This window comes from Martinezella sp. CNPSo 3795, from assembly GCF_057784475.1.
In genome coordinates this window covers 691433-717174 of record NZ_JBXSOQ010000003.1, presented here as the reverse complement: position 1 = coordinate 717174, position 25742 = coordinate 691433, and the positions used below count along the sequence as shown (strand labels likewise).

The window sequence follows — 25742 nt, the reverse complement described above, 5'->3', positions numbered from 1 at the left end:
CGGGAGGCCGAGATGGCCGCTGTTCTTGATTCTGTCCGCGCATTCTTTGCGCCGTCCACATTCACTCTCGACCTGGAAAACGCAGGCGATGTCGTTGCGCGCGAAAACCTGCTGGATCGCGCCATGGGTCCCGACCGCCGCAAGAAGTCGTCGGAAAGGCTGCGCCAGGGCCGTGTACCGGCCGAAGGTCTGGCACTCGTCGCGCGCGATCGCGCCGGCCATGTCATCGGCACGGTCCGCCTCTGGAACGTCGAAGCCGGCGTCGATCGCGAGACGCGCCCGGTCGATGCGCTGCTGCTCGGCCCGCTGGCAATCGATCCCGCCTATGAAGGCAAGGGCATCGGCTCGGCGCTGATGCGCGCCGCCATCCTGGAAGCCAAGAAGCGCGGCCATGGCGCGATCCTGCTCGTCGGCGATGCGCCTTACTACGAGCGTTTCGGCTTCTTTGCCGCAAAGACGCGCCATCTCGTCATGCCGGGGCCGTTCCAGCGCGAGCGCTTCCTGGCCCTCGAGCTCAAGGAAGGGTGGCTCGACAGCGCCGCCGGCATGATCGTCGCCAGCGGCCGCAAACTGGCCCAGCCGCCGATAGCAAAGGCTGCATAAAGGACTCGAACAGTCTCGACGTATTATAAGGTCTCCGCCGCCCGGTCGGAGGCCTTATTATTTCGCAGCCTTCACGCTGTCCTTCGCCGGATCGTATCCATCCGTCAGCGTTTTCAGGAAGGCGACGACATCGGCGATCTCGGTGTCGTTGAGCGCTGGGGCATCGCCGGGCTTGCGGTTCATCGGGGCGTCGATGACATCGATATTCGCCCGATACTGCGCTGGCAAATCATCATATTTCAGCACCTTGCCGCTTGCGTCCTTCGAATAGATCTCCTCCGGATTGGTGTCGCGCTTGACATAGAAGCGGGTGACATCCTCCAGCGTGTGGTAGACGCCGTTGTGGAAGAAGACATGGCGGGCCGCGACATTGCGCAGCGTCGGCGTCTTGAACAGCCCACAATTCTGCGGCTGGGCGGAATAGGTGTCGTTGCGCAGCGGGCCACAAATGCCGGTGTCGTAGTAATGCGCATCGGCATTGGCCGGAATGGCCGGATTGCGCGGTGCGCCGAGTGCCTCGAACTCGAAATCCGTGAAGTTGGGCATCTGCCCGTCGCCGGTCATCTTATCGAGATGGCAGGAGGCGCAATTGCCCTTGTTCGCATCGTCGAAGAGCTTCAGACCCCGCGCTTCTGCATCCGTCAGCACTGCCTTGCCGCGCAGATAGTAGTCGTACTTGCTGGTATAGGGATGAAAGGAGTTTTCCTCGATCTGATAGCGGGCGAGCGCGAAGCCGATCTCGGAGATCGTCATGTCCTGATCGCTGAGGATATTGTCGCCGAAGAGCGCCGAAATCTCCTTGCCGTAACTCTCTTTCAGCTTGGCATAGACGGTGGCCGCATCGGCATTCGCCATCTCGAAGGGTGAGATCATTGGCTGCAGGGCCTGTTCCTCCAGCGAATCGACACGCCCATCCCAGAACATGCCGCCCTGCGGCACGAGGTTTGCTGCGGCTGCCGCATCGGCCTTGACGACGGCCTGGGCGGTCATCGGGCCGGCGACGGCGGCCGGAGCATTGGCCAGAGCCACGCCCGACGCTTCGGTCATCGGCGATGCTTCCGCCGCTTCGTCGGCAGCGCTCTCTTCTCCGATCGAGAAGGATGGCGTCGACATTTTGTAGGCGAGGCTCGGCACTGCGCGGATACCCGGCTGATCGAGATGCGGGCCACCGAGCTGGACGGCACGGTCATTGGCGGGCGCATAGTGGTTGGCCGGGTTATGGCAGGTGGCGCAGGACATCTGGCCGCTGCCTGAGAGCGACGGATCGAAGAAGAGCTTCTTGCCGAGCTGGGCCACCGCGCTCAGCGGTGCCTGATCGTCATAGCCGTCAGTCGCCGTGGCGTTTATGGCCGGCTCGCTTGCCATGCCGACAGCCGCACCCGCGAGCGAAAGGCCCGCGAGTGCGAGGATCGGCAGGAGACGGCTTTTGATCGAGGGCATTTCCGTCTCCCTTTTAGTCTTACGATGCCTGGTTGCCGGTCTTTGGATCGAGGATCAGCTTCGGCGCGTCACCTTTGGACCAGTCGAACATGGTGTTCAGCGAGCCCGAGAGCACATCGAAGGAGCCGCCGCCGAGGCGGGCGCCGCCCATCCAGTTATCTTCGATGAAGCGCATGACGGAGGTCTGGTCCGTCAGCGTGTGATCGACGAAGTTGACCTTGGCATAAGGCGAGATGACGAGCAGCGGCTGGCGCGTGCCGTAGCCGCACCGTCCCTGCGCCGGCTGGCCGTTGACGCCGGGCAGGGCAGTGCCGGTGGAACAGCCGTCGCCGCTCAGAACGTCATAGCCTTTGACGGGGATTTTCGACGGATTGACGACCGCATGGGCATGATCATACCAGCCGTCGGAATCGTCGTAGAGGATAATGATGGCGGTGTCCTTCCAGTCCGGCGAATTCTGCACGGTGTTGACCACCTGTGTGACGAATTCCTGCTCGTCGAGCGGATCGGAATAGCCGGCGTGGCCATCTTGATAGGCCGGTGCCTTCAGGAAGCTGACGGCGGGCATATTGCCGTTCTTCAGGGCCGCGTAGAAATCCGTCATGTCGTACTGGTGATTTGCCGCATCGGTCGTGCCGATCGTTGCCACCGAAGACGGACGCGCATGTGTCGGGTTGGCCGTTGAGGCGTAATACTGGAACGGCTGGTGATGCGGAATATAATCGGTGTAATTGACCTTGGTGATGGCCGATGTAGTCGCGCGCTTGCAGCCGGTCGTGCCGTCCGGGTTGGTCTGCGAGAGGTCGAAGCCGCCCTCGAAGAAGCCCCAGGTGATCTTGTGCTCGTTCAACATGTCGCCGATGTTCTTGCCGTACATCAGCGCCGTCTGGCCGACCGAACAGACGTCGCCCGTCGGATCGAAATCGCTGATCGCGGTCCAGCCGCCATTGCCGTCGGGCACGATGCGGCCCTTGGAATAGGTGCCGTCGCTTTCCAGCGTATAGCCGGGCGGCAGGATGGCGCCATTGGTCTGGCCGGAGATCAGGTTCAGCGCGCCGGGGGTCGAAGGGCCGAAATTGGTGGAGAAGGAATTGTCGTTCAGCGCATAGTGCTGGGCATAATTCCAAAGGGCCGTGACGGTGTTACCGTCGTAATAGCCCATGACCTGACCCTTGGTGCCGAAGGCGCCGGCAGCACCCTTGGTGCCCTTGCCGGTATTGGCGGGGAAGAGGTCCATGGCGAAGTTGTTGTAGGCGGCCTGTTCGGCGGTATAGCCATGGTTCTGCGACTGGGTTGCGGCCTGCGTGCGGTCGAGCCGGAAGGGGGCTGCCGCATCGGCGCCGTTTGCCGTGTTGGTTTTGTTCGGATTGTTGTCCAGAAGACCGGCATTGGCGAGCGTATTGATATCGGTCGGCGTGTTGTCGGCGGCCTTGAATGCCGGTTCGCCATCGACGTTCGCTGCCTTGGGGTAGGTCGCGAAATAATGGTCGAAGGAGACATTTTCCTGGAAGATAACGACAAGATGCTTGATGGGGGTCGCGGTATTCGGTGCCGGCGCCATATCGGCGGCACCGGCGGCGGAACAGAGCAAAACAAGGGTAAGCGCGCTGCCGGCTTTAAGGGCGGCGCGACGTGAAAAACTGGTCATCGTCATATCCTCTTCGAGTGGGGGCATTGCTCCGGCGCATTTGCGCCACGCCGGGCATAGAGAACCCTTTCGAGCTATCAATGGAGCATGACAGTTCCATGAAGGGTAAGGGGAGCGTTTCCGGTGCTACCTTATGTCACGGACTGGTGGCGGGGCGCTTCCTCACCCGCCCTCGTGCTTCGAGACGGCCCTTCGGGCCTCCTCAGCATGAGGGCTGATCTGCGTGCCTCGTCACGGAACTTGCTCCACCTCATGGTGAGGTGCAGCGGCGTTAAGCGCAGCGAAAACGACGATGCCTCGAACCACGAGGTGGCCACAGTCCCAGGCGAAATCAGATATTCTGATCCATCGTCTCGGCCGGGATCTCGTCGGCGCGATGGATGCGCACGACCGCGGCGGGTACGCCTGCGACCGTGCAATGCGGCGGTACGGTTTTGACCACGACGCTGCCAGCGGCAACCTTGCTGAAGGCGCCCACCTCGATATTGCCGAGGATCTTGGCGCCGGCGCCGATCATCACGCCGTGGCGGATCTTCGGATGACGATCGCCGCTCTCCTTGCCGGTGCCGCCGAGCGTGACGTTCTGCAGGATGGAGACCTCATCCTCTATCACGGCGGTTTCGCCGATGACGATGCCGGAGCCGTGGTCGAGCATGATCGAGGTGCCGATCTTCGCGGCCGGATGGATATCCGGGCCGAAGACGAGCGAGACGAGATTGGAGAGCCAGCTTGCAATTTCCCTGCGGCCTTCCGTCCAGAGCGCATGGGCGATGCGGTGCGTCTGCAGGGCATGGAACCCCTTCAGATTGAGAAGCGCATGCAGGTAGGTGGTGCAGGCGGGGTCGCGGGTTCGCACTGCGACAAGATCCGCTTCGGTCGCCTGCAGGATGGCAGGATATCGCATCAGTACGTCGGACAGCAGCGAAAACATGTCACCGTGCTCGATCCTGACAACGCAGAGCCGGGCGGCCAATACGTTTGCAAGGCTTTCGGCCTCGGAGTTTCCGGCAAGCAATTGCGCCTGCAGCAGGGGCGCAAGCGTCGGCTCGCGCGCCGCCAGTTCGGCGGCTTCGCAACGGATCACATCCCAGACGTTTTCGGCCGGGGCAGGTGCATTTCCGGCGATTGCCGTTCCTGACTGGGGCATGATCCTGTCTTCCTCTAGGCCGAAATGTCGATGACGCCGCAATCACCGGCTTCGGAAGCGAAGGCGAGAAGCTTGCCGGACTTGCTCCAGCTCATCGATGTGATCGCACCCTTGCCAGGCCGGCGCAAGAGCGCTTCCTTGGCGTCGCCGATGCGAACCGCAAGGATCATACCATCGATGAAGCCGATGGCGAGGATATCCTCGGCGGGATGGAATTTCACGGAGGTTGCCATGATATTCGCGCGTGTGCCGAGCTCGAGCGGGGCCTTGCCCATCGGCCCGTCCTTGCCCTGGAAGGGCCAGACGATTGCGGCCGGTGCGCCGGACGAGGCAAGCCATTTGCCCTTGTTGGACCAGGAGAGCGACTTCACCTTGGCGGGATAGCCGGTCATGCGCATGTGGCGGGCTTCGGCGCCGGGCTTCGTATCCAGCTTCCAGCCGTGCAGGGCGTTTTCCTGCATTGTGGTGACGATGAACTGGCCGTCCGGCGAGAAGGTGACGCTCGTATGGGCACCCTTCCATTCCAGGTTGATCGGCTGCGCGCTCATGCCGACCCAGTGCAGGGATACGCCATTATAGCGGGCAACCGCGATGCGCAGGCCCTTGGGTGCAAAGGCTATGCCTTCGACGGTGCGTTCTTCCGGAAACTCTTTCGTCGTCCCATCGGAGAGCCGTACGAAAGTGCTCTTGCCATAGGAATAGGCGACGGAGCCCTGCGGGCCGGCTGCAAGCTGGCTGATCCATTTGCGCGGCGCTTCTGCGAGCACCGTCGTGCTGCCGTCGGCTGCGATCCTCTGAACCTTGCCGTCCTCGCCGCCGGAAATCAGGCTTTCGCTATAGGGATCGCGGATGCAGGTCAGCGTCCCCTGATGGGCTTCGGTAACCTTCTCGCCGCCTTCGAGGCGGTGGATCGCGCCGGCGGCGCTGGCGAAGAAGGGGGTGTCACCTAAAAATTCGACGGCCAGAACGTGGCCGTCGATATCAAGCGGAGCAACAGTCGGCATCAGGCAGACGCCTCGCACGCCTTGAAGCTGGCTTCCAGCTTTTCGCGGTCGAGCTCGCGGCCGATGAAGACGAGGCGGCTTTCATGCTTCTCGCCGTCCTTCCAGGGGCGCTGATGATCGCCTTCGATGATCATGTGCACGCCCTGAACGACGTAGCGCTCCGGATCGTCCTTGAAAGCGATGATCCCCTTGAGGCGCAGGATATTCGGGCCTTGCGTCTGCGTGACCTTCTGGATCCAGGGGAAGAAGCGCTCCGGGTTCATCTCGCCGCCACGCAGCGAAACCGACTGCACGGTGACGTCGTGGATCGGCGACAGGCCGTGGTGATGATGGTCGTGATCGTGGTGGTGATGATCATGATCATGATCGTGGTCATGATCATGATGATGGTGGTGATCGTGATCATGGTCGTGATGGTGATGATCGCAATCCGGGCCGCAGACGTGATCCTCGTGGCCATGCTCGAGGAAGTGCGGGTCGTTTTCCAGCGCGCGCTCCAGATTAAAGGCGCCCTGGTTCAGCACGCGGGCGAGCTCCACCCCGGAACGGGTCGTCTTGTAAACGCGGGCAGCCGGATTGATGGCGCGGACGATGTCCTCGATCTGAGCAAGCTCTTCCGGAGAGACGAGGTCGGACTTGTTGATGACGACGACGTCAGCAAAAGCGATCTGATCTTCCGCTTCGCGGCTGTCCTTCAGGCGCAGCGGCAGGTGCTTGGCATCGACGAGTGCGACGACGGCGTCGAGTTCGGTCTTGGCGCGGACATCGTCATCCATGAAGAAGGTCTGGGCGACCGGAACCGGATCAGCAAGGCCCGTCGTTTCGACGATGATGCCGTCAAAGCGGCCAGGACGGCGCATCAGGCCTTCGACGACGCGGATGAGGTCGCCGCGAACGGTGCAGCAGACGCAGCCATTGTTCATTTCGTAGATTTCTTCGTCCGACTCGACGATGAGATCATTGTCGATGCCGATCTCGCCGAATTCGTTGACGATGACGGCGTATTTCTTGCCGTGGTTTTCCGAAAGGATGCGGTTGAGCAGCGTCGTCTTGCCGGCACCGAGATAGCCGGTGAGAACGGTGACGGGAACGGGCTTTTGCGTGGCTGTTTCGGTCATGGGAGCCTCGAAATATGGAAGGTTGCCCCGGGGAGCAGACATTGGTCGGGTTCCATATAAGGAGTTGGCGACGCCAGTTCAAAGGCTTTTATATGTTATAAGATCACATTGGGTTGCGGGCAGGCGGATTGACCCTGCGCTTAAGTCAGGGTCGTCGCATCGAATTTATTGATATCCTCAAGCAGTTCGACGAGACCTTTGACGGCATGCGCAATCAATCGCTCCCCTTTTTCCGCCGTGGCCACGGCCGCGTTGCCGGCCACACCCTGGCTGCTCAGATCGGCCATTTTCCAGCCGAAGGCGTGAGGTCCATAGGCGCGCAGATGCTTGAAGCCCTTGATGAACTCTGATTGCCGTGACGGGAAGTTTGCCGCCTTCGACATGTCAACCTTCTCCGGATGGAGGGCAAGCATCACCGATGTCTCGATATCGCCGCCGTGAATATCGATGGCTTTGTCGTTGGGCGTGATCAGCCCATCCGGCATGCCGAAACGCGTCCAGCTGGTGGCGACCGCCAGCATGTCGAAGCGCACGCGCGCTTCCGTTGCGACGATGGTCATCAGCGGCGAGTTGCCGCCATGAGCATTCAGCATGACGAATTTGCGGATGCCGAGATTGTTCATCTGCTCAGCAATGCCGAGCCAGCGCCGAACAGCTTCGTCGAAGGTCAATGTCTTTGTGCCGGCGACATCCATATGTTCGATGGAATAGCCAACCGGCTCGACGGGCAGGAAGGTGACGGGTAGATTTGCCGGCAAGGCAACCTTGAGGCGTGAGACGATTCCGTCGGCGATGAGTGCGTCGGTTTCGAATGGCAAATGCGGGCCGTGTTGCTCATAGGCGCCAAGTGGCAGCACCGCGATCCATTTTGTTCGCTCTTCGGGTGTCAATGTTTCATCATTGTCATCGAAACATGGCAAAGGATGCACCATCTGAGGGTGTGCCTCTTGTTTATGTCAGTAACCTGCGCAATGTCATAGCGTGATGACTTCGCGGCGAAAAGGTCAACGGAATCACGATGGGCAAAAAGAACAAGGTCGGGAAGAAAAGTAAGTCAGGTAAGAAGAAGGATCACCGAGACTACACGCTTGCCGATCTGTCGCCGGCATTGACGCAGGCGGCGCGGTCCATGCGCACGGTGATGACGCGCAGCCTGACGGCGAGCGGCCTCTACGCCGGGCAGGACGGTGTCATTCTTGCGCTTGCGGCAAGCGATGGTCTTCCGGCCGGTACGCTGGCGCAAAAGCTCGGTGTCAAGGCGCCGACGATGACGCGCACGATCGGCCGCATGGAGGCGCAAGGCTTCGTCGAACGGCGGCCAGATGCGGACGATGCCCGTCTGACCAAGGTCTATCTGACCGAAGCAGGGCGAAACAGCGTCAGCGAAATCGAAAGTTCGGCTGCCAGCTGCGATGAGCTTGCTACCCGTGGCTTCTCGGAAAAAGATATTCGTTCACTCGTGCGCCTGCTCAAAACGATCGAGCATAATCTCCAGGCGGCCGATGGCGACGAGGATGATGACGAATTCTGAGAATCCTCAAGAATTCGTGTTGCGCGGCGTGATTAAAGCTTTTAATTAAAGATTTTAAATTCCGGAATCGTAAAACGAACGGGATATGTTACGGTTGCGTTTCACGGGGAGGGCGCGCGTGGCGCAAAAGATAAAGCTTTCTACGATTGCGGAAACGCTGGGTATTTCAACGGCAACGGTATCTCTGGCCTTACGCGACAGCCCATTGGTTGCGGTCAACACGCGCGAGAAGATCAAGGATCAGGCCCGCGCGTTGGGCTATATCTACAATCGCCGTGCGGCGAGTCTCAGGACATCGCGATCGGGCATCATCGGTGTCGTTGTTCATGACATCATGAACCCTTTCTATGGAGAAATCCTGAAGGCAATCGAAAGCGAGCTCGATCGCAGCCGTCACACCTTCATCCTTTCCAATCACTATGATTCGGTCGAAAAGCAGCGGACCTTCATCGAGACGCTGCTGCAGCTCGGCGGTGACGGTGTCATCATGTCGCCGGCGATAGGAACGCCGCCGGAGGATTTCGAGCTGGCGGAAGAAAACGGCATGCCGGCCATTCTGGTGGCACGACAGATCGAAGCGCTGGATCTGCCGACCTTTCGTGGCGACGACAGTTACGGCATCTCGCTTGCAACCAACCATCTGATCAGCCTTGGCCACCGCTCCATTGCCATGATCGGGGGCACCGATCAGACCTCGACGGGGCGCGACCGTTACCAGGGCTATGTGAATGCGCTGCGCAAGGCGGGCATCGAGGTCGATCCCAATCTGCGCATTCCCGGCGCACGCTCCAAGCAGGGCGGCTTTGAGGCGGCGGTGCACTTCCTGTCGTTGCCGCAGAAGCCGACGGCGGCCGTCTGCTGGAACGATCTGGTTGCCATCGGTCTCATGAACGGCATTTCGCGCGCCGGCCTCGTCCCGGGGCGGGACATTTCCGTCACCGGCTATGACGATCTGGAGGAGGCGGCGATCGCAACGCCGGCGCTGACCACCGTCTGGAACGGTCAGGCCGAGGTCGGAAGGCTTGCAGCGCGCGCGCTTTTGGATAGGCTGGCGGGAAGCCATGAGCCGGACGGTATTCATCTGATCAAGCCGGAAATGCGCATCCGCCAATCGACGGCGCCTTATAAAGCTCGCTAGCAGCGGTTCGGCGCCGAACTGTCTCTCAAGAGGAAAGATCCATGTCCGATAATCGCATCGCCGTCCTCGTTCCGGGGAAGATACACCCGCGTGTCCTTGAAAGGCTCGGGAAGCAGTTCGATATCGTTTCCGTCGAACGCGATGGCGGTCCGAAGGTCGATGCGGAAACCGCAGCCCGCATCCGCGGCGTTGCCGTTGCAGGCAGCTTCAATGCGAGCTGGATCAATGCCTTTCCGAATGTCGAAATCATTGCCAATTTCGGCGTCGGCTATGATGGCGTCGACGTCAAGCACGCAGCCTCCAAGGGCATCGTCGTCACCAACACGCCTGATGTCCTGAATGATGAGGTCGCCGACACCGCGATCGCCCTGCTGTTGAACACGCTGCGGCAATTTCCGAAGGCGGAGACCTGGCTGCGCGAGGGGCGCTGGGTCAAGGAAGGGGCTTTTCCGCTCTCGCCCTTTTCGATGAAGGGACGCCGCATCGGCATCAACGGTCTCGGTCGCATCGGCCTAGAGATCGCAAGAAGGCTGGAGCCGTTCAAGGTAAAGATCGGCTATCACACCCGCACGCCGCGTGATTCGCTGCCCTATGACTACTATCCGACGCTGAAGGAGATGGCGCAGTCGGTGGATACGCTGATTTCCATCGTGCCGAAGACGCCCGAGACGCACAAGGTCATCAATGCCGAGATCCTGTCGGCGCTCGGGCCGCAGGGCGTGTTCATCAATGTCGGCCGCGGCTGGTCCGTCGATGATGATGCGCTGATAACAGCCCTCGGCAACGGTACGCTGGGCGCTGCCGGCCTGGATGTCTTCTACGACGAACCGAATGTCCCGGCCGGATATCTCTCGCTGCCGAATGTTTCCCTGCTGCCGCATGTGGCCTCGGCCTCGGCGCCGACGCGCGATGCCATGGCCGATCTCGTCGTCGACAATATCATCGAATGGTTCGCCAAGGGTGAGCCTATGACGCCGGTGCCGGAAACCCCGGTTAAGCCGCGCGGCTGATCATATGGCTTTTTGCGGATACGGAGCGACCGCTGGCCGCTCCTTGCCAGCCGCATAATCGCGCACGGCATCGCCGAAGGCGGTGAAGAGCTTCAGCGACGGCGAATCCGTTTCGGCCCAATATTCCGGATGCCATTGTACGCCGACGGCAAAGGCCTTGGCGCCGATGACGGAAACGGCCTCGATCGTACCATCCTCGGCCAGCGCTTCCACCTGCAGTCTCGGCGCGGTATCGGCGATCGCCTGGCGATGCAGCGAATTGACACGCACTTCACCCGGCCCGACGACGCGGGCGATGCAGGAGCCTTCCTTGACGAAGACGCTCTGGCGGATGGAATACATCGTATCGCGATCGACATTCGGCGGCTTGCGATGGTCCCAGATGCCCGGCTGGTCCTGGATTTCGCTGGCCAGCGTGCCGCCAAGCGCGACGTTCAGTTCCTGAATGCCGCGGCAGATGGCGAGCATCGGAATGGCGCGATCGATGGCGCGGCGGATGAGCGGCAGCGAAGTCGCGTCGCGCGCCGGATCGAAAGGACCGTCGCTTTCAAGCGCTTCCTTTCCATAGAGCGATGGATGCACATTGGTCGCGGAGCCGGAAACGAGCAGCCCGTCCACCCGGTCGAGAATGGCGTCCACATCGTTGCCATCCTCAAGCGCGGGAACAATCAGCGCCATCAACCCAGCCGCTTTGACCGCTGCGCGGACATATTGCAGCTGCACCGCATGCCAGCTGGTGCCATCGAACTCGCGGATATCGGCGGGAATGGCGATGATCGGTCTGGGCATGCAAGGCTCCGAAGGCAGCAGACATTTGTTCATTGGACCTCTGGACGATCATGATGTCGATCCGAGGGCGGATTTACGCCTTACGAACTTACGCGAATACGGCCCGGCCGGCAACGCGCAGAGGTTTTCGCAAGGCTTTGTTCAGGCTCGTTACGCCGATGTACAGGAATCGCCATAATGCGGTGCAAGAGCAAACTTGAAAGACCGGGTGCGGCATGGTTAGTTCCATCGCTTGCGCCGTGACGGGGGACACGCCGTTCCCCAGCAATGCCGTCCGTATGGGAGAATTCGATGGATCGCCGTTCCTTCATCAGGCGGGCAGGAGCTGTTGGCGCAGGTGCTGCCGCTTCCGCGCTTGCGAGCCCGGCTCTTGCGCAGGAATATCCGAAGATCACCTGGAGGATGACCTCCTCCTTCCCCAGGAGCCTGGACACGATTTATGGCGGCGCGGAGGATATTGCCGCGCATGTCTCCGACGCGACCAACGGCAATTTCGTCATCCAGACCTATGAGGCCGGTGAGATCGTTTCTGGTGCGCAGGCGGCCGATGCGGTCAGCGCCGGCGCCGTCGATGCCGCGCACACCTGCTCCTATTATTTCTGGCAAAAGGATCCGACCTATGCCATCGGCACGGCGCTGCCGTTCGGCCTCAACGCCCGGCTGACCAATGCCTGGTTCTACCAGGGCGACGGCAACAAGCTGATGAACGAGTTCTACGCGACGCAGGGTATCTTGGGGCTTCCCGCAGGCAATACCGGCGCGCAGATGGGCGGCTGGTTTCGCAAGGAAATCAATACGCTCGACGATCTCAAGGGGCTGAAGATGCGCATCGCCGGCCTGGCCGGCAAGGTGATCGAGAAGATCGGTGTCGTCCCGCAACAGGATATTGCGGTCAACGGTGTCTATGATGCGCTGAGCAAGGGTACGGTCGATGCGGCCGAATGGGTCGGCCCCTATGACGACCTGAAACTCGGGCTGCAGAAGATCGCGAAGTATTATTATTATCCGGGCTGGTGGGAAGGTGGCGCCGTGGTGCATGCCTTCTTCAACCTGGAAAAATGGAATGCCTTGCCGAAGAACTATCAGGCAATCCTTGGCGACGCCTGCGCCTTCGCCAACACCAACATGCTGGCGAAATACGACGTCAAAAATCCCCAGGCGCTGAAGGATATCGTGCAGCAGGGGGTGACGCTCAGACCTTTCAGCCAGGAGATCATGGAGGCCTGCTTCCAGGCAGCCGGCGCGCTTTATGCCGATCTTTCCAAATCAAATGATTATTTCAAGCGCATCTATGAGGATCAAGTCGCCTACAAGAAGGATGCCTATCTTTGGATGCAGCTTTCCGAGTATACTTTTGATACCTTCATGATGATCCAGCAGCGGGCGGGCAAGCTGTAATCGTATTTCATAAGTCTTTTGAGATATATTGTTTTCTTTATTAGTGATTTAAATATTATATCCGCCCTGGGAGGAGCCGGGAATCATTGTGCCAGTGCAGTGCTGATCATGATCCAGCTTCGACTTAAGCTGCCGCTTTGACTGGAAAATCTGTCCGAATGGGCTCTGTTCGGGCAAGTAAATTTTAAAGGGTTTCCACTAGGGTGTCCGCCGCATCAGGGGAAGTCTGAATGAAGCCTCCAAGCCCGGACACCGTGCCGACGGATGTTTATCTGTCGTTCGTCAGTTCGCTTTTCGGAAATCGCAAAACGCTCTTTACGGGCGTGTTCGTTCATATCCTGACATATGTCCTCGTTTTCCTGAGCACGCATGCCGGCATCTATCTGGCCTTTTGCGTGGCGATTGCGGTTGTCTTTGGCTTACGCATCCATTTGTTCCGGCTGTTCGACGCCGCGGATAAGAATGATCTTACGCGCGTCGATATTGCCGGCTGGGAAACGCGCTATGTGATCGGCGCGGCGGCGACGGCGGCCATCCTCGGCATCGGCAGCGGCTATGCCATCCTCATCCTGCAGAATCCGCTGGCGGAATTCATCTGCGTCGCCGTCACGATGGCGTCGATGGTGTCGATCGTCGGCCGCAACTATGGTTCGCCTCGCGCGGTCGATCTTCAGATTCTGTGCTGCTGCGTGCCGATCATCGTTGCCTGCCTGCTGCTGCAGCAGCCTTACAAGGCAATCGCCTCCCTCATGCTCATTCCGTTTGGGCTGACGACACGCGCAATGGCGAATGGCATGCGCGAATTTCTCTACCGGAACATCATCGCTTCGCGCGAGATATCGCTGATGGCCGACAGGTTCGACACCGCGCTGAACAGCATGACGCACGGGCTGTTCATGCTTGATGCCCAGAACCGCATTCTGGTCGTCAATCGCAAGGCATGCGAGCTCCTTAATTTTGCCGATCCGCAGCGGCTCAAGGACTGCGAATTCGATGTCGTTCTGCGCTACGGCGCGCGCCATGCCTTCATCGACGGATCGCTGCCCGGACTTATCCAGCGGCAGCTGGCACAGCTCGTCAGCGGCACGCTGTCGCGAACGCTCATTCAATTCAACGAGGATCAGTTCCTGGAATTTTCGGCCAGCCGTCGCGCCGACGGAATCGTGATCCTGATTTTCGAAGATGTGACGGTGCGCGTTCGGGCAGAGCGCAAGATCCTGCATATGGTGCGCTACGACCCTTTGACGGGGCTGCCGAATCGCGAATATTTCATGGATCTGGTCAAGGAGAGGCTGGCTGCGCGCAAGCGGGAAAGCCGCATCGGCATTCTGGTTCTCGATATCGATGACTTCAAGCACGTCAACGATACCAAGGGGCACGTTGCCGGGGACCGCCTACTGGTCGCCATAGCCGAGCGCCTGAAGCAGCTTGTCGGCGCCGCAGCGATTGCCGCTCGTCTTGTCGGCGATCAATTCGTGCTGTTCTTTCCGAATGAAGACGATGCTCCTGATATCGATGCCCGCATCCGCACCCTGCATGCGGCAATGGCCGGCACCTACAGCGTGGCAGACAGCAGTTTCCGGATTTCCGTCAGCGGCGGATACATGACCGTGTCCAGCCGGGAGTTTCGCCCGGAGGAGTGGCAGATCAAGGTCGATCTCGCGCTTTTCGATGCCAAATCGCGGCTGAAGGGCGGCTGCAGCGCCTTCGAGGAGGAGATGGACACACGCTATGTCGAGCGGCAGAAGCTGAAGGATGATTTGCGCGAGGCGGTGGAAACCGGCAGGCTTCAGGCCGTCTATCAGCCGATGTTCACGCCCGATGGCTCCCGCATCGAATGCTGCGAGGCGCTTGCACGCTGGATTCATCCGGAAAAGGGCTCAGTCCCGCCCGATCTTTTCGTACAGGTTGCCGAGGAAATGGGCATCGTCGCCGGCATCACTCGCTTCATGGTCAACCAAGCCTGCAACGATTGTGCTTCATGGCCTGCGCCGCTCGCGGTTTCCGTCAATCTCTCGGCGCAGGATCTGCGCAATGGCGAGATTGTCAAAATCGTCATGGCGGCGCTTGATGCGTCAGGATTGGAGCCATCCCGCCTGCATCTCGAGATTACTGAAAGCTGCCTGATGGATGAGGTGGCGACCGTTCGCTCCATCCTCGCCGATCTGCGCGCCAAAGGCATCACGATTGCGATCGACGATTTCGGAACGGGATTTTCGAGCCTCAGCTATCTCGATACCCTGCCTGTGGATGTCGTGAAGATCGACAGGTCTTTCGTTCGTGACATCACGACGGATAGCCGCCGTTTCAAGCTGCTATGCGGTATCGTCGATCTTTCCCGCGCGCTCAGCCTTCATATCGTGATCGAAGGCGTCGAGACGCTGGAGCAGCTGGCATTGGTGGTCGAGCGGAACCTGGCGGATATCATCCAAGGCTATGTATTTTCGCCGCCGGTGCCGCAGGAGCAGGTCATCGAGAGAGTGGCCAGTCTCAACCGGCGGCAGCCGGGCGCCGGCAGAATCCTGCCGTCCGATGTCACGACCTAGCCGGCGTCATCGTTTCGATGCGGGCGTCTTCGAAATCCCTGGCGATTCCGTCAGCCAACGCCCGCCTGCGACCTTCTCGTGCATTGCATTTTTCCTCGCTTTGTGTAACCCCTCGGTGGAGGAAATTGGTTGCGGCATCCCGTTGCGGGGTGTTTCAACTTTTGAGGACGAGCTCCAGCTGGCAGTTATATCGTCTGTCGGCGGAGAGGATTGAGGGGAGAATTCTGAATGGCCGAACATCATACTGGACCCGCCGAAGTGGGCGCTCCCATGGACTACAAGGAGCATGAGAAGACCTACAATCTTTTCATCTCGGGCGCCAAGGTCGGATCTGCGATCGTCGCCGCATTGTTGATTGCCATGGCGGCCGGTTTCTTTGGCCATGCCGGTTTCCTCGGCGGCGTCCTGATATTCATTGTTCTGACCATCGCCAGCGTCGTCCTGTTGCGCTGATATTGCAGCGCTGACCGATGCCGGGCCAATCGCCCGCGCTTTCCCATGATTCTGCAGACTACAGCGCCGCCGCATTCGGGAGCGGCGCCGTCTGATGCGAGGTGTCGTCGTTGAGCAATCTGGTTTTCGTGGCCAAGGAAAGCGTGGCGGAGGAGACGCGTGTTGCGGCTTCCGTCGAGACGGTGAAGAAGATGAAGAACCTGGGTTTCGACGTGGTGATCGAAGCCGGTGCGGGGGCTTTATCGCGCATTCCGGATACCGAATATGAAGCCGTCGGCGCCCGGATCGGCTCCATCAAGGATGCGAAGGCGGCGGATGTCATCCTCAAGGTGAGACGCCCGACGAGCAAAGAGATCTCCGGCTACAAGAGCGGCGCGATCGTCATCGCCATCATGGACCCTTATGGCAACGAGGCCGCTCTTGCGGAGATGGCGCGCGCAGGGCTGACAAGCTTCGCCATGGAGCTGATGCCGCGCATCACCCGCGCGCAGTCGATGGACGTCTTGTCGTCGCAGGCCAATCTCGCAGGGTATCAGGCCGTGATCGAGGCTGCTGCCGTCTATGACCGGGCGCTGCCGATGATGATGACGGCAGCGGGCACGGTGCCGGCGGCAAAGGTCTTCGTCATGGGCGCCGGCGTTGCCGGGTTGCAGGCGATTGCCACCGCACGGCGTTTGGGCGCGCTCGTTTCGGCGACGGACGTACGGCCGGCGGCAAAGGAGCAGGTCGCTTCGCTCGGCGCGAAATTCGTCGCCGTTGAGGACGAAGAGTTCAAAGCGGCAGAGACTGCCGGCGGCTATGCCAAGGAAATGTCGAAGGAGTATCAGGCGAAGCAGGCCGCGCTCGTCGCCGATCACATCGCCAAGCAGGATATCGTCATCACCACGGCGCTCATTCCGGGCCGGCCGGCGCCGCGCCTTGTCGGGCGCGACATGCTGAAGGCGATGCGTCCCGGCGCCGTGGCCGTCGATCTCGCGGTCGAACGCGGCGGCAATATCGAGGGGGCCGAATACGGCAAGATCGCCGATGTCGAGGGCGTCAAGGTGGTCGGATATCCCAATATGGCCGGCCGGATCGCGGCCAGCGCCTCGGCCCTCTACGCCAAGAACCTCGTTACCTTCCTGGAGACGATGGTCGACAAGGATACCAAGAGCCTTGCCCTCAACCGCACCGATGAGCTGATCAAGGCGACGATGCTGACCGACGGCGGCGAGGTCGTGAACCCGAATTTCGTCGATCCCGACCAGCCGACGATCAAGAAGGGAGATCTCTGAGATGGCCAGCCAAGCAATGGACCAGGCACTCCAGCAACTGAATGATGCCGTTGCCGCCGTTACGGCCGCCGCAGCACAGGCGCCCGAGGTTGCCAGTGCCGCAGCCGGTGGAGCGATCGATCCTTTCGTCTTTCAACTGGCCATCTTCGTGCTGGCGATCTTCGTCGGCTATTATGTCGTATGGTCGGTGACGCCGGCCCTGCATACGCCGCTGATGGCGGTCACGAACGCCATTTCCTCGGTCATCGTCGTCGGCGCACTGCTGGCCGTGGGCATTTCGGCGAGCGGCCTTGCCACGGGCTTCGGCTTCGTGGCGCTGGTTCTCGTCTCGGTCAATATCGTCGGCGGCTTCCTTGTCACCCAGCGCATGCTGGCGATGTACAAGAAGAAGGACAAGTGAGGGCGGCATGCTGAGCAATATCGCAGCTTTCCTCTATCTCGTCTCCGGCGTTCTGTTCATCCTGGCGCTGCGCGGCCTGTCGCATCCGGCCACCAGCCGGCGCGGCAATCTCTACGGCATGGTCGGCATGGGCATTGCCATTGCCACGACGCTGGTGCTGGCGACGCCGTCTTTCGGCGGCTTCGTGCTCATCATCCTCGGTCTTGCCATCGGCGGCGGGGCAGGTGCTTACATTGCGCGCGTCATTCCGATGACCTCGATGCCTCAGCTCGTGGCAGGTTTCCACTCGCTAGTCGGTCTTGCGGCCGTCCTCGTCGCCGCTTCTGCGCTCTATACGCCGTCGTCCTTTGGCATCGGTGAAATCGGCCACATCCACACCGAAGCCCGCATCGAGATGGCGATCGGCGCCGCGATCGGCGCGCTGACCTTCACCGGTTCGATTATCGCCTTCCTGAAGCTCGACGGACGCATGTCCGGCAAGCCGATCCTGCTGCCGAACCGCCATATCATCAATGCCGCTTTGCTCGTGCTGATCGCGGTCTCCATCATCAGCCTGGCGGCGAACGAGAGTCATCTCGCCTTCTGGGCCATCGTCGCGCTGTCGTTGCTTCTCGGCGTGCTGCTGATCGTGCCGATCGGCGGTGCCGACATGCCGGTCGTCGTGTCGATGCTGAATTCCTATTCCGGCTGGGCCGCCGCCGGCATCGGCTTCACGCTCGGCAATCTCGCGCTCATCATTACCGGCGCGCTCGTCGGGTCCTCGGGTGCGATCCTGTCCTACATCATGTGCAAGGGCATGAACCGCTCCTTCATTTCGGTCATTCTCGGCGGTTTCGGCGGCGAGACGGCCTCGGGCGGGACCGGCAATTCCGACAAGACGGTGAAGCTCGGTTCGGCCGAGGATGCCGCCTATCTGATGGCGAACGCCTCCAAGGTCATCATCGTGCCCGGCTATGGCATGGCGGTGGCACAGGCCCAGCATGCGCTACGCGAAATGGCCGACAGGCTGAAGGCGCATGGTGTCGAGGTGAAATATGCCATTCATCCCGTCGCCGGCCGCATGCCCGGCCATATGAACGTGCTGCTCGCCGAGGCCAATGTGCCCTATGACGAGGTGTTCGAACTCGAGGACATCAATTCGGAATTCGCCCAGGCCGATGTCGCCTATGTCATCGGCGCCAACGACGTCACCAATCCAGCGGCGCGCGATGACAAGACATCGCCGATCTACGGCATGCCGATCCTCGACGTCGACAAGGCGAAAACCTGCCTCTTCGTCAAGCGCTCGCTCGGCTCCGGCTATGCCGGCATCGACAACACGCTGTTCTACAAGGATGGCACGATGATGCTGCTTGGCGATGCGAAGAAAGTAACCGAGGAAATCGTCAAGGCGATGAACGAGTAGGCTGCTGCTGCGCCCGCAAGAGCGGTGTTTCCGCTCTCAGTTCCTTTGACGTTCCATCATGCTGCGCGGTGCGGTCAGTATCCAGACGAGGCCAGCCGGGCGGAAATCGACCTCGACATGGCCGCTGAAGGATGCCGCGGCATGGGTTTTCGTGACGGTGGTGCCGAAGCCGGTGTCGCTCGGCGGCTTGACCGGCGGACCGCCGCTTTCGGTCCAGACGAAGCGAATCTTGGTGCCGGTTTCAGCGGCTTCGTTCGTCCATTCGATGGTGATCTTGCCTTCCGGCGCGGAAAGCGCGCCATATTTGACCGAATTGGTGGCAAGCTCGTGCAGGACTAGGCCGAGATTCTGCACCGCTTCCGGCTTCAGCAGGAAGTCATTGCCGAGAACGTCGAGTTGCTGAGGTCCCTGCAGGAAAGTCGCGAGGTGGATGTCGATCACGCGGCGAAGCGACACGCCGGACCATTGTTCGCTGGTCAGCACCTCGATCGAGCGCGCCAAGCCTTCGAGCCGGTCGGCAACAGCTCGCTGGAAAGTATCGACGCTATCAGTCTGCCGCGCGAGCTGACGCGTCATTGCCTGCGCGAGCGCCAGCAGATTCTTGGTGCGATGGACGAGCTCGTGCATGACGAAATGCAGCCGGTCCTCGGTGACGCTGCGGTCGAAGGAGGCGTTGGAAAGCGCGACAGCCACCTGGTTTGCCTCAATGACGCTCGTGTCGATCGGTGCCACGATCTCGCCGCGGCCCATGCGGTCCGCCATGTCGGCAATATCCTGTATGGTGGTGCGCACCTGACGTGCCAGGGCATAGACGGCAATCAGCGCAACCAGTAGCAGCGTCACACCGCCATAGATCAGAAAGCGCCAGGTGCTCATCAGCGAAGCCTGCGCGGAAGCGATCGGACCCCAGACGACGGCCTTCCAGGACCAGCCTGAGATTTGCGCATAACCGAGCACCGCGTTCGGCAGGACCTTGTCATCCTGATAGACGCCGCTGGATGCGATCAGTTTCGGCAGGATGTTCTTATTGAATGAGTCGCCCGGGGCGAGGGTCGTCGGGCCACCGGCGGCAACGACATGTCCGGATTTGTCCAGAACGGCGGCAGACCAGCCGGGTGGCAAGGCTTCCGTCGTCACGAGCTTGGCGAGCTCGTCGGCATCCTGTGTTACCGCCAAAGCGGCGCCGGCCGGCGAATGTTCGAGGGGCAGGGTGACGTTATAGACCCAGCGGCGGGCGGTTGAGCCTATGAAGACATCGGATGCCTCGATGCGGCCGGAGTTCAGTGCCGATTGAAGCGCGGCGATGTTGCCGGTCTTGCCGAGTGGCTTGCCGAGCGGCCAGCGGGTATTCAGTCGGAGCTGGCCGTCCTTTTCCATAAGCAGCACGAAAAGCGAGTCCGTGCGCAATACCGTTTCCGTGCGGGCGAAGAAAGTGGCGATGTCGTTGCGCTCAAGTTCCGGCGAGGAAGACAGAAGGCGCAGCGTCGTTGCCATGTCCTGCAATTGGCGATCGATGACGCGCGAAAGCGCCTGAGCATCCTGAACCGTGTCGCCCTTCAAAGCATCGCGTTCATTATCCTCGAGTTGGACCAGAAGCAGCGCGACGAAGGCGAGAATAGGCAAGGCGATCGCCAGGGCTATGGCGATCAGATAGGCACCAATCGACGCTTTCGGAAAATGCGGCTTCCTCATGGAGCGATCAACCGATCGTGCCTCCATGAGGGTCCGACGCGCTGGCAAACGCGAAGAGAATGATATTGGTCATCATGCCAAGCGCCCCCGTGCCCAGATCATCGAGCTACATGCTCCTGAAGCGCCATGTTAGGGCTCGGTAATTTTCCTTGCAACATCTGAAAAGTCATTATTGCGAAATCGTAAGCGATCTCGGGTATTTACGACTGTGGCAATGCATCCCTGAAGTTGCGCTGACAGGTCTTGTGTCCGAGCTAGGTAAAGCGTGAGAGGCGGAAGGATGCAAGCTCGGGAGCTTCGCCACCATCGACGATTTCCTGCGCGGCGAGCAGGCCGACGAGCGGCGCAAGCGTGACGCCGGAGTGGAGAACTGCGAGGTAGAGGCCAGGTGCCGCGCCGACACCACCCAGAACCGGAAGGCCGTCTTTCGGTGTCGGGCGATAGCCGATGGTGTAGAAATCAAGCTCCAGCGCCTCGCCGCCTTTCAATGTCGTTTTGACCTTGGCGAAAAGATCGTCGGCTGCCGCTTGTGGATCGCTACCGGGATCGGTGCCGCCGAAGTCGCCGCCGGCGATGATTCGCCCCTCTGCCGTCTGGCGCAAATGCAGTTCCGGCGCCATCACCAGACCATTCAGCATTTTCTGCACGGGGCGGGAATGGACGATAAGCCCTGGAGGCGTTTCCAGCGGCACGAGAACATCCGCCGAGGCCGCAAGTGCTGGCGTGCCCGCACCGGCGGCCAGAACGACATGATCGGCCTGCATCGGCCCTTCACTCGTTTCGATGCCGACAACCTGCTCTCGCTCTCTGAGCAGGCCCGCGACCTCGACGCCGGATAATAGGCTCGCGCCCTGACGGCGAGCGTCCTCCAGCAGCAGCTTGGCGGCGGCAACAGGTTCGACGGCGCCTTCCTCGGCAACATGCAGGGCATAGTCTGGCGGATTGGCGAGGTTCGGTTCGATCATTGCGCTCGTCGCTCGGTTGACCGGCTGTATGCCATAACCCCAGTCATGATGTTGTGCCGCATAGGCATCGAGCTCTGCTTCCGGCAGATCCCAGGAGAGGCCGCCGCACCAGGACAAGGGAAGATCCGGCAGGTTGTCTTGTAGCCGCGACCATTCGGCCATCGATCGGCGACGGACCTGGAAATAGAATTCCGGATTGCCCCAGCTCGCATTGATCCAGGCAAAGGAGTTCGGAGTTGCGACGCCGCCGGTCTTCTGAGCGACCACCGTCACGGATGCGCCCTTGCGACTCAGATGCCAGGCGATGGAGGCACCGATGATTCCGGCGCCGACGACGATGACTTTTTGTGGGGAGGGCATGTCTTTGTCTCGCTTGAACGGGTGAGCCGAGACTAAGCGTTCGACAAGGCAAAGAAAAGCCGCCGAGCGGATGGTCGCTGGCGGCTGAATGTCTTTACTGCAATATGCTCCGTATCAGGAGCCGGCGCCGACGCGAGCCAGGCCATCTCTAGCAGGCTGGTAGTTCGGATCGAGATTGACCGCGTGCTGATAGGAGCGGCGGGCTTTCGCCTTGTCGCCCTTGCGCTCATAGACGAAGGCCTGGTTTGCCCAGGATTCGGCAAGCTTGTTGTTCAGCTCGATCGCATGGTTGAAATCGGCAAAAGCGTTGTCGTCGTCGTTCTGTGCGAGATAGGAGATGCCGCGGCTGTTGTAAGGCTCTGGCGAGTTCGGCGACAGCGAGATCGCCTTGGAGAAATCGTCGATCGCCTTATCCTGCTGATTGCGCTTCTGGTAGATCACGCCGCGGCCATTATAGGCGCGGCCGTCCGTGGTGCCGAGGCTGATGGCCTTCGAATAGTCATTGAAGGCATCGTTGTCGCGGCCGGCCTGGCGGTAGAGATTGCCGCGGCCGATATAGGCGACATCGTAATTGCCGTTGATCTGCAGCGCCGCGTTATAGTCCGCAACTGCTTCCGGCAGCTTGCCCATGTTGCGATAGATGAGCGCGCGGTTGGCATAGGCCTGATAGAACTTCGGATTGAGCTGGATCGCCTGATTGAAGTCGGCAAGGGCGCGGCTGAAATCACCGCCGCGGCCATAGGCCGTGCCACGCACATTGTAGCCTTCCGGATCCTGCGGATTGGCATTGATGACCGACGTCAGTGAGGCGATATTTTCGGACGAACCTTGCGCCTTGTCGATCTGGATCACGTTATCTGTGGTGGCAGTCTGGCAGCCGGAAAGGCTGATTGCGGCAAGTATCGCCAAGGCAGGCAGAGCCGCGGCGCGCTTCGAAACAAATAAGGAGAGGTTCGAAGTGCGGAACTTTACGGAAGTCGTCATTGCCATTATCGGGTTCGCTTTCCCCATGCGTCATATCAGGCTGTTCTGATTTAATCCGATTTGCGTAGAGAATAAATCAAAAAGGCGGCGGCGAACGACTCGCCCCCGCCACACATGCATCTGAAAACGTCGAAAAAACGGCGATTACTTGGCAACAAGGCCTTCGCGCTGAGCGCGCTTGCGAGCAAGCTTGCGAACGCGACGAACAGCTTCAGCCTTCTCGCGAGCACGCTTCTGCGACGGCTTTTCATAGTAGTCGCGCATCTTCATTTCGCGGAAAATACCTTCGCGCTGCATCTTCTTCTTGAGAGCGCGGAGAGCCTGGTCGACATTGTTATCGCGGACAAGTACCTGCACGAGAATCACGTTCCTTTGGTTTGGTTGATGCCAGCGGCGACGGCAGCGCCAGGAGGCAAAAATATAACGTTCGCGCAGCCGCAGCCTTGCGATTGGTTAGGCGAGATAGCAGATCGGTTTGTCAAAGTCTAGCCAGATCGTGAGTTTGCAGAGGAAAAAGCTAGTTGTCGAGTACCGAATTCAGCCGGCCGCGTTTGTGACGCTTCATCGAAGCTGTTGATTAAGCCATCGGCCGACCCCGATCTTTGCGACATTGACATGCTTATGTGAGTATGTCGGATCACAGTCATTCGTGTGCTGCGGCGATTGCATCATCGGAAGCAACCGTTCGGAGCAAGGGGGAATCACCTTATGAAATCGCTCGGCTTTGCTGTCGTCGGAAGGCTGTTTGTGCCAACCATACTGGCGCTCATTGTTCTTGCTGGGGCGCTCGCGCCTGTCGCTGCCGGCGAAGTCCGCTTTGGCAAGAATGTGCGGGTCGGCGGCCACGACTTTTCCAATCAAACCTTTGACAACAAGCACCGGGCGAGAATTTACCTTTACAAGGGAAAGCCGCGGAATGAGGGATGTATCTGGCGCAAGGATAGCCACGGCGCGCGGGTGAAGATCTGCCATCTGCAGCGCAAATAGATCTGCCAAGCAGTCATGGGCAGGCCACTCGGCTGATTGGCAATTTTAACCGTGTCGAAAGACGGTCCTGAATGCGTCGCAAAAGAGCCGTTGTGTCGGTTTTCGATTTGCGATTTGTATGACCCACAAAAAGGGCGTCTTGCCTGAAGGAGTTGAGGGCGAATGCGTAAATACTCGGTTTTTGCCGTGGCACGGGAAGCGATGCGGGCTCACAAGGGCTGGGAGGCTCAATGGACCTCGCCAGAGCCGCGCAAGGAGTATGACGTCATCATCGTCGGCGCCGGCGGTCATGGCCTGGGTGCGGCCTACTATCTCGCCAAGGAGCACGGCATCACCAATGTCGCCGTCATCGAAAAGGGCTGGCTCGGCGGCGGCAATACCGGCCGCAACACGACCATCATCCGCTCGAACTATCTCTATGAAGAGAGCATGCACATCTACGAGCATTCGATGAAGCTCTGGGAGGGGCTGTCTCAGGATCTCAATTATAATGTCATGTATTCGCCGCGCGGCGTGATGATGCTGTCGCATAATGTGCACGACCAGCAGTCCTTCAAGCGGCATATACATGCCAACCGTCTCTATGGCATCGACAATGAATGGCTGACGCCGGAACAGGCCAAGGCTTATTGTCCGCCGCTCGATATTTCGAAGACGGCGCGCTATCCGATCAATGGCGCCGCTCTGCAGCGCCGCGGCGGCACGGCCCGCCACGATGCGGTCGCGTGGGGATATGCCCGCGCGGCTTCCGATCGTGGCGTACACATCATCCAGAATTGCGAAGTCACCGGTATTCGCCGCGGGCCGGATGGCCGCGTGACGGGTGTCGATACCACCAAGGGCTTCATCGGCGCCAAGAAGATCGGCGTTTCCGCAGCCGGCCACACCACGGTCGTGATGCAAATGGCCGGCGTGCGCGTGCCGCTGCAATCGAGCCCGCTGCAGGCGCTTGTCTCCGAGCCGCTGAAGCCGATCTTCCCCTGCGTCGTCATGTCGAACACGGTGCACGCCTATATCTCGCAGTCCGACAAAGGCGAGCTCGTCATCGGCGCTGGTACGGACCAGTACAATTCCTATAGCCAGACCGGCGGCCTGCAGATCATTACCCATACGCTCGACGCGATCTGCGAGCTCTTCCCGATGTTCCGTCGCGTGAAGATGATGCGCTCCTGGGGCGGCATCGTCGACAATACGCCGGACCGTTCGGCGATCCAGTCGAAGACGCCAGTTCCCGGGCTCTATGTCAATTGCGGCTGGGGCACGGGCGGCTTCAAGGCGACGCCGGGTTCGGCCAATCTGTTTGCGCATCTCATCGCACGCGATGAGCCGCATAAGTTCAATGCCGGCCTGACGCTGGATCGCTTCCGCACCGGTCGCCTGATCGATGAGGCGGCAGCCGCCGCCGTAGCGCACTGATGCCGGCGGTGGTCGGGATCGTTCTTGCGGCGGGGCTTTCCTTGCCGGTCGGAGCGATCGCGACCGAAGCCAGCGATCTTATTCCGGGGGCCAAGGATTTTCGCATGCAGGTGATCCACAAGGCAAAGGATGAGGCCGACTGGCCCTTCGTAGCCGAAAGCGGAATGTTGCTCTGCGCCAAGGTGCTGAGCGAGCCAACCGTCTATTTCGTGCCGGACCCGACGTCCGAGGCGGCCAGGGCGTTTGTAATCGATACCGACCTGCTGGGCATGAGCCTGGTCAATCTTGGGATGACCAATGTGCTGAGACCCTATGGATCGCTGGAGGCGCTGCTGAAGCGCATAACACCTTTCGTCATCATGGGACGGCAGCTTTGCGCGCAGCCTCCCGGCACAAGCCTTACAGGCTCCGAGCTTTAACACAGGTAGAAAACG

24 protein-coding genes are annotated in these 25742 nt (G+C 60.3%); 13 read left to right on the top strand and 11 right to left on the bottom strand.

Going from position 1 to position 25742, the window contains the following annotated elements; genetic code table 11:
• Window positions 1-12 precede the first annotated feature (12 nt).
• A complete protein-coding gene (locus tag AC13QY_RS13170; RefSeq protein ID WP_145315998.1) occupies window positions 13-603 on the top strand; it encodes a GNAT family N-acetyltransferase in 591 nt (196 codons plus the stop codon).
• Between the two features lie 57 nt (window positions 604-660).
• Here AC13QY_RS13170 and AC13QY_RS13165 read toward each other — a convergent pair whose 3' ends face one another.
• From AC13QY_RS13165 to AC13QY_RS13140, 6 genes are all read right to left on the bottom strand, one after another.
• On the bottom strand, window positions 661-2043 hold the full coding sequence (locus tag AC13QY_RS13165; RefSeq protein ID WP_488493564.1) for a cytochrome-c peroxidase: 1383 nt from the start codon (window positions 2041-2043) through the stop codon (window positions 661-663).
• 19 nt (window positions 2044-2062) lie between these two features.
• Window positions 2063-3691: a phospholipase C gene (locus AC13QY_RS13160; protein WP_113355084.1), complete on the bottom strand. Its 1629-nt coding sequence runs from the start codon at window positions 3689-3691 to the stop codon at window positions 2063-2065.
• A 331-nt stretch (window positions 3692-4022) separates the two neighbouring features.
• Window positions 4023-4838 carry a serine O-acetyltransferase gene (gene cysE, locus AC13QY_RS13155; protein WP_488493563.1) on the bottom strand — a complete coding sequence of 272 codons (816 nt, stop codon included), beginning with the start codon at window positions 4836-4838 and terminating at the stop codon, window positions 4023-4025.
• Window positions 4839-4852: 14 nt separating this feature from the next.
• Window positions 4853-5842, bottom strand: a complete 990-nt coding sequence (locus AC13QY_RS13150; protein WP_488493562.1) for a WD40 repeat domain-containing protein — start codon at window positions 5840-5842, stop codon at window positions 4853-4855.
• Window positions 5842-6960, bottom strand: coding sequence for a CobW family GTP-binding protein (locus AC13QY_RS13145; protein WP_488493561.1), 1119 nt, complete (start codon window positions 6958-6960; stop codon window positions 5842-5844). Before AC13QY_RS13145 ends, AC13QY_RS13150 begins: the two co-directional genes overlap by 1 nt.
• Window positions 6961-7100: 140 nt before the next feature.
• A complete protein-coding gene (locus tag AC13QY_RS13140) occupies window positions 7101-7892 on the bottom strand; it encodes a creatininase family protein (protein WP_488493560.1) in 792 nt (263 codons plus the stop codon).
• A gap of 86 nt (window positions 7893-7978) precedes the next feature.
• Here AC13QY_RS13140 and AC13QY_RS13135 point away from each other — a divergent pair, with 86 nt between their 5' ends.
• From AC13QY_RS13135 to AC13QY_RS13125, 3 genes are all read left to right on the top strand, one after another.
• Window positions 7979-8491: a MarR family winged helix-turn-helix transcriptional regulator gene (locus AC13QY_RS13135; RefSeq protein WP_113354942.1), complete on the top strand. Its 513-nt coding sequence runs from the start codon at window positions 7979-7981 to the stop codon at window positions 8489-8491.
• Between the two features lie 118 nt (window positions 8492-8609).
• Window positions 8610-9629, top strand: coding sequence for a LacI family DNA-binding transcriptional regulator (locus AC13QY_RS13130; protein ID WP_069613309.1), 1020 nt, complete (start codon window positions 8610-8612; stop codon window positions 9627-9629).
• A gap of 41 nt (window positions 9630-9670) precedes the next feature.
• Entirely contained in the window at window positions 9671-10639 is a 969-nt protein-coding gene (locus tag AC13QY_RS13125) for a 2-hydroxyacid dehydrogenase (protein ID WP_145631869.1), read from the top strand.
• Here AC13QY_RS13125 and AC13QY_RS13120 read toward each other — a convergent pair whose 3' ends face one another.
• Window positions 10640-11428, bottom strand: coding sequence for a gamma-glutamyl-gamma-aminobutyrate hydrolase family protein (locus AC13QY_RS13120; RefSeq protein ID WP_113330583.1), 789 nt, complete (start codon window positions 11426-11428; stop codon window positions 10640-10642).
• Window positions 11429-11719: 291 nt separating this feature from the next.
• Between AC13QY_RS13120 and AC13QY_RS13115 the strand changes: the two genes are divergently transcribed.
• From AC13QY_RS13115 to AC13QY_RS13090, 6 genes are all read left to right on the top strand, one after another.
• A complete protein-coding gene (locus AC13QY_RS13115; protein WP_269245012.1) occupies window positions 11720-12826 on the top strand; it encodes a TRAP transporter substrate-binding protein in 1107 nt (368 codons plus the stop codon).
• A 230-nt stretch (window positions 12827-13056) separates the two neighbouring features.
• Window positions 13057-15372, top strand: coding sequence for a putative bifunctional diguanylate cyclase/phosphodiesterase (locus AC13QY_RS13110; protein WP_269245013.1), 2316 nt, complete (start codon window positions 13057-13059; stop codon window positions 15370-15372).
• A gap of 228 nt (window positions 15373-15600) precedes the next feature.
• Window positions 15601-15825 carry an aa3-type cytochrome c oxidase subunit IV gene (locus AC13QY_RS13105; RefSeq protein ID WP_041677669.1) on the top strand — a complete coding sequence of 75 codons (225 nt, stop codon included), beginning with the start codon at window positions 15601-15603 and terminating at the stop codon, window positions 15823-15825.
• Window positions 15826-15935: 110 nt separating this feature from the next.
• Complete coding sequence (locus tag AC13QY_RS13100; protein WP_113354955.1) at window positions 15936-17099, top strand: Re/Si-specific NAD(P)(+) transhydrogenase subunit alpha; 1164 nt, start codon at window positions 15936-15938, stop codon at window positions 17097-17099.
• Between the two features lies 1 nt (window position 17100).
• Window positions 17101-17499: an NAD(P) transhydrogenase subunit alpha part 2 gene (locus AC13QY_RS13095; protein WP_113330529.1), complete on the top strand. Its 399-nt coding sequence runs from the start codon at window positions 17101-17103 to the stop codon at window positions 17497-17499.
• 10 nt (window positions 17500-17509) lie between these two features.
• Window positions 17510-18904 carry an NAD(P)(+) transhydrogenase (Re/Si-specific) subunit beta gene (locus AC13QY_RS13090; protein WP_269245131.1) on the top strand — a complete coding sequence of 465 codons (1395 nt, stop codon included), beginning with the start codon at window positions 17510-17512 and terminating at the stop codon, window positions 18902-18904.
• Between the two features lie 36 nt (window positions 18905-18940).
• Here the strand turns inward: AC13QY_RS13090 and AC13QY_RS13085 are convergent, their stop codons facing one another.
• The 4 genes from AC13QY_RS13085 to rpsU all read right to left on the bottom strand — a co-directional run bounded on the left by AC13QY_RS13085 (window position 18941) and on the right by rpsU (window position 23262).
• Complete coding sequence (locus AC13QY_RS13085) at window positions 18941-20596, bottom strand: sensor histidine kinase (RefSeq protein ID WP_269245014.1); 1656 nt, start codon at window positions 20594-20596, stop codon at window positions 18941-18943.
• 254 nt (window positions 20597-20850) lie between these two features.
• Window positions 20851-21921, bottom strand: coding sequence for an NAD(P)/FAD-dependent oxidoreductase (locus AC13QY_RS13080; RefSeq protein ID WP_269245015.1), 1071 nt, complete (start codon window positions 21919-21921; stop codon window positions 20851-20853).
• Window positions 21922-22035: 114 nt separating this feature from the next.
• The gene (locus tag AC13QY_RS13075; protein ID WP_113354963.1) at window positions 22036-22911 is read right to left on the bottom strand and encodes a tetratricopeptide repeat protein; all 876 of its coding nucleotides are present in this window, start codon (window positions 22909-22911) and stop codon (window positions 22036-22038) included.
• Between the two features lie 138 nt (window positions 22912-23049).
• Window positions 23050-23262 carry a 30S ribosomal protein S21 gene (rpsU, locus tag AC13QY_RS13070; protein ID WP_004117638.1) on the bottom strand — a complete coding sequence of 71 codons (213 nt, stop codon included), beginning with the start codon at window positions 23260-23262 and terminating at the stop codon, window positions 23050-23052.
• A gap of 351 nt (window positions 23263-23613) precedes the next feature.
• Here rpsU and AC13QY_RS13065 point away from each other — a divergent pair, with 351 nt between their 5' ends.
• The 3 genes from AC13QY_RS13065 to AC13QY_RS13055 all read left to right on the top strand — a co-directional run bounded on the left by AC13QY_RS13065 (window position 23614) and on the right by AC13QY_RS13055 (window position 25727).
• On the top strand, window positions 23614-23892 hold the full coding sequence (locus AC13QY_RS13065) for a hypothetical protein (protein WP_113330523.1): 279 nt from the start codon (window positions 23614-23616) through the stop codon (window positions 23890-23892).
• 162 nt (window positions 23893-24054) lie between these two features.
• Entirely contained in the window at window positions 24055-25308 is a 1254-nt protein-coding gene (locus tag AC13QY_RS13060) for a sarcosine oxidase subunit beta family protein (protein ID WP_113330522.1), read from the top strand.
• Entirely contained in the window at window positions 25308-25727 is a 420-nt protein-coding gene (locus tag AC13QY_RS13055; RefSeq protein WP_113330521.1) for a hypothetical protein, read from the top strand. Before AC13QY_RS13060 ends, AC13QY_RS13055 begins: the two co-directional genes overlap by 1 nt.
• The last annotated feature ends 15 nt before the right edge of the window (window positions 25728-25742 follow it).

What these genes read in the sequence shown, in the direction of transcription:
- AC13QY_RS13170 (WP_145315998.1), top strand. Translation starts at nt 13, where the DNA reads ATGGCCGCTGTTCTTGATTCTGTCCGCGCATTCTTTGCGCCGTCCACA.
- AC13QY_RS13165 (WP_488493564.1), bottom strand. Translation starts at nt 2,043, where the DNA reads ATGCCCTCGATCAAAAGCCGTCTCCTGCCGATCCTCGCACTCGCGGGC.
- AC13QY_RS13160 (WP_113355084.1), bottom strand. Translation starts at nt 3,691, where the DNA reads ATGACCAGTTTTTCACGTCGCGCCGCCCTTAAAGCCGGCAGCGCGCTT.
- cysE (WP_488493563.1), bottom strand. Translation starts at nt 4,838, where the DNA reads ATGCCCCAGTCAGGAACGGCAATCGCCGGAAATGCACCTGCCCCGGCC.
- AC13QY_RS13150 (WP_488493562.1), bottom strand. Translation starts at nt 5,842, where the DNA reads ATGCCGACTGTTGCTCCGCTTGATATCGACGGCCACGTTCTGGCCGTC.
- AC13QY_RS13145 (WP_488493561.1), bottom strand. Translation starts at nt 6,960, where the DNA reads ATGACCGAAACAGCCACGCAAAAGCCCGTTCCCGTCACCGTTCTCACC.
- AC13QY_RS13140 (WP_488493560.1), bottom strand. Translation starts at nt 7,892, where the DNA reads ATGGTGCATCCTTTGCCATGTTTCGATGACAATGATGAAACATTGACA.
- AC13QY_RS13135 (WP_113354942.1), top strand. Translation starts at nt 7,979, where the DNA reads ATGGGCAAAAAGAACAAGGTCGGGAAGAAAAGTAAGTCAGGTAAGAAG.
- AC13QY_RS13125 (WP_145631869.1), top strand. Translation starts at nt 9,671, where the DNA reads ATGTCCGATAATCGCATCGCCGTCCTCGTTCCGGGGAAGATACACCCG.
- AC13QY_RS13120 (WP_113330583.1), bottom strand. Translation starts at nt 11,428, where the DNA reads ATGCCCAGACCGATCATCGCCATTCCCGCCGATATCCGCGAGTTCGAT.
- AC13QY_RS13115 (WP_269245012.1), top strand. Translation starts at nt 11,720, where the DNA reads ATGGATCGCCGTTCCTTCATCAGGCGGGCAGGAGCTGTTGGCGCAGGT.
- AC13QY_RS13110 (WP_269245013.1), top strand. Translation starts at nt 13,057, where the DNA reads ATGAAGCCTCCAAGCCCGGACACCGTGCCGACGGATGTTTATCTGTCG.
- AC13QY_RS13105 (WP_041677669.1), top strand. Translation starts at nt 15,601, where the DNA reads ATGGCCGAACATCATACTGGACCCGCCGAAGTGGGCGCTCCCATGGAC.
- AC13QY_RS13095 (WP_113330529.1), top strand. Translation starts at nt 17,101, where the DNA reads ATGGCCAGCCAAGCAATGGACCAGGCACTCCAGCAACTGAATGATGCC.
- AC13QY_RS13085 (WP_269245014.1), bottom strand. Translation starts at nt 20,596, where the DNA reads ATGAGGAAGCCGCATTTTCCGAAAGCGTCGATTGGTGCCTATCTGATC.
- AC13QY_RS13080 (WP_269245015.1), bottom strand. Translation starts at nt 21,921, where the DNA reads ATGCCCTCCCCACAAAAAGTCATCGTCGTCGGCGCCGGAATCATCGGT.
- AC13QY_RS13075 (WP_113354963.1), bottom strand. Translation starts at nt 22,911, where the DNA reads ATGGCAATGACGACTTCCGTAAAGTTCCGCACTTCGAACCTCTCCTTA.
- AC13QY_RS13065 (WP_113330523.1), top strand. Translation starts at nt 23,614, where the DNA reads ATGAAATCGCTCGGCTTTGCTGTCGTCGGAAGGCTGTTTGTGCCAACC.
- AC13QY_RS13060 (WP_113330522.1), top strand. Translation starts at nt 24,055, where the DNA reads ATGCGTAAATACTCGGTTTTTGCCGTGGCACGGGAAGCGATGCGGGCT.
- AC13QY_RS13055 (WP_113330521.1), top strand. Translation starts at nt 25,308, where the DNA reads ATGCCGGCGGTGGTCGGGATCGTTCTTGCGGCGGGGCTTTCCTTGCCG.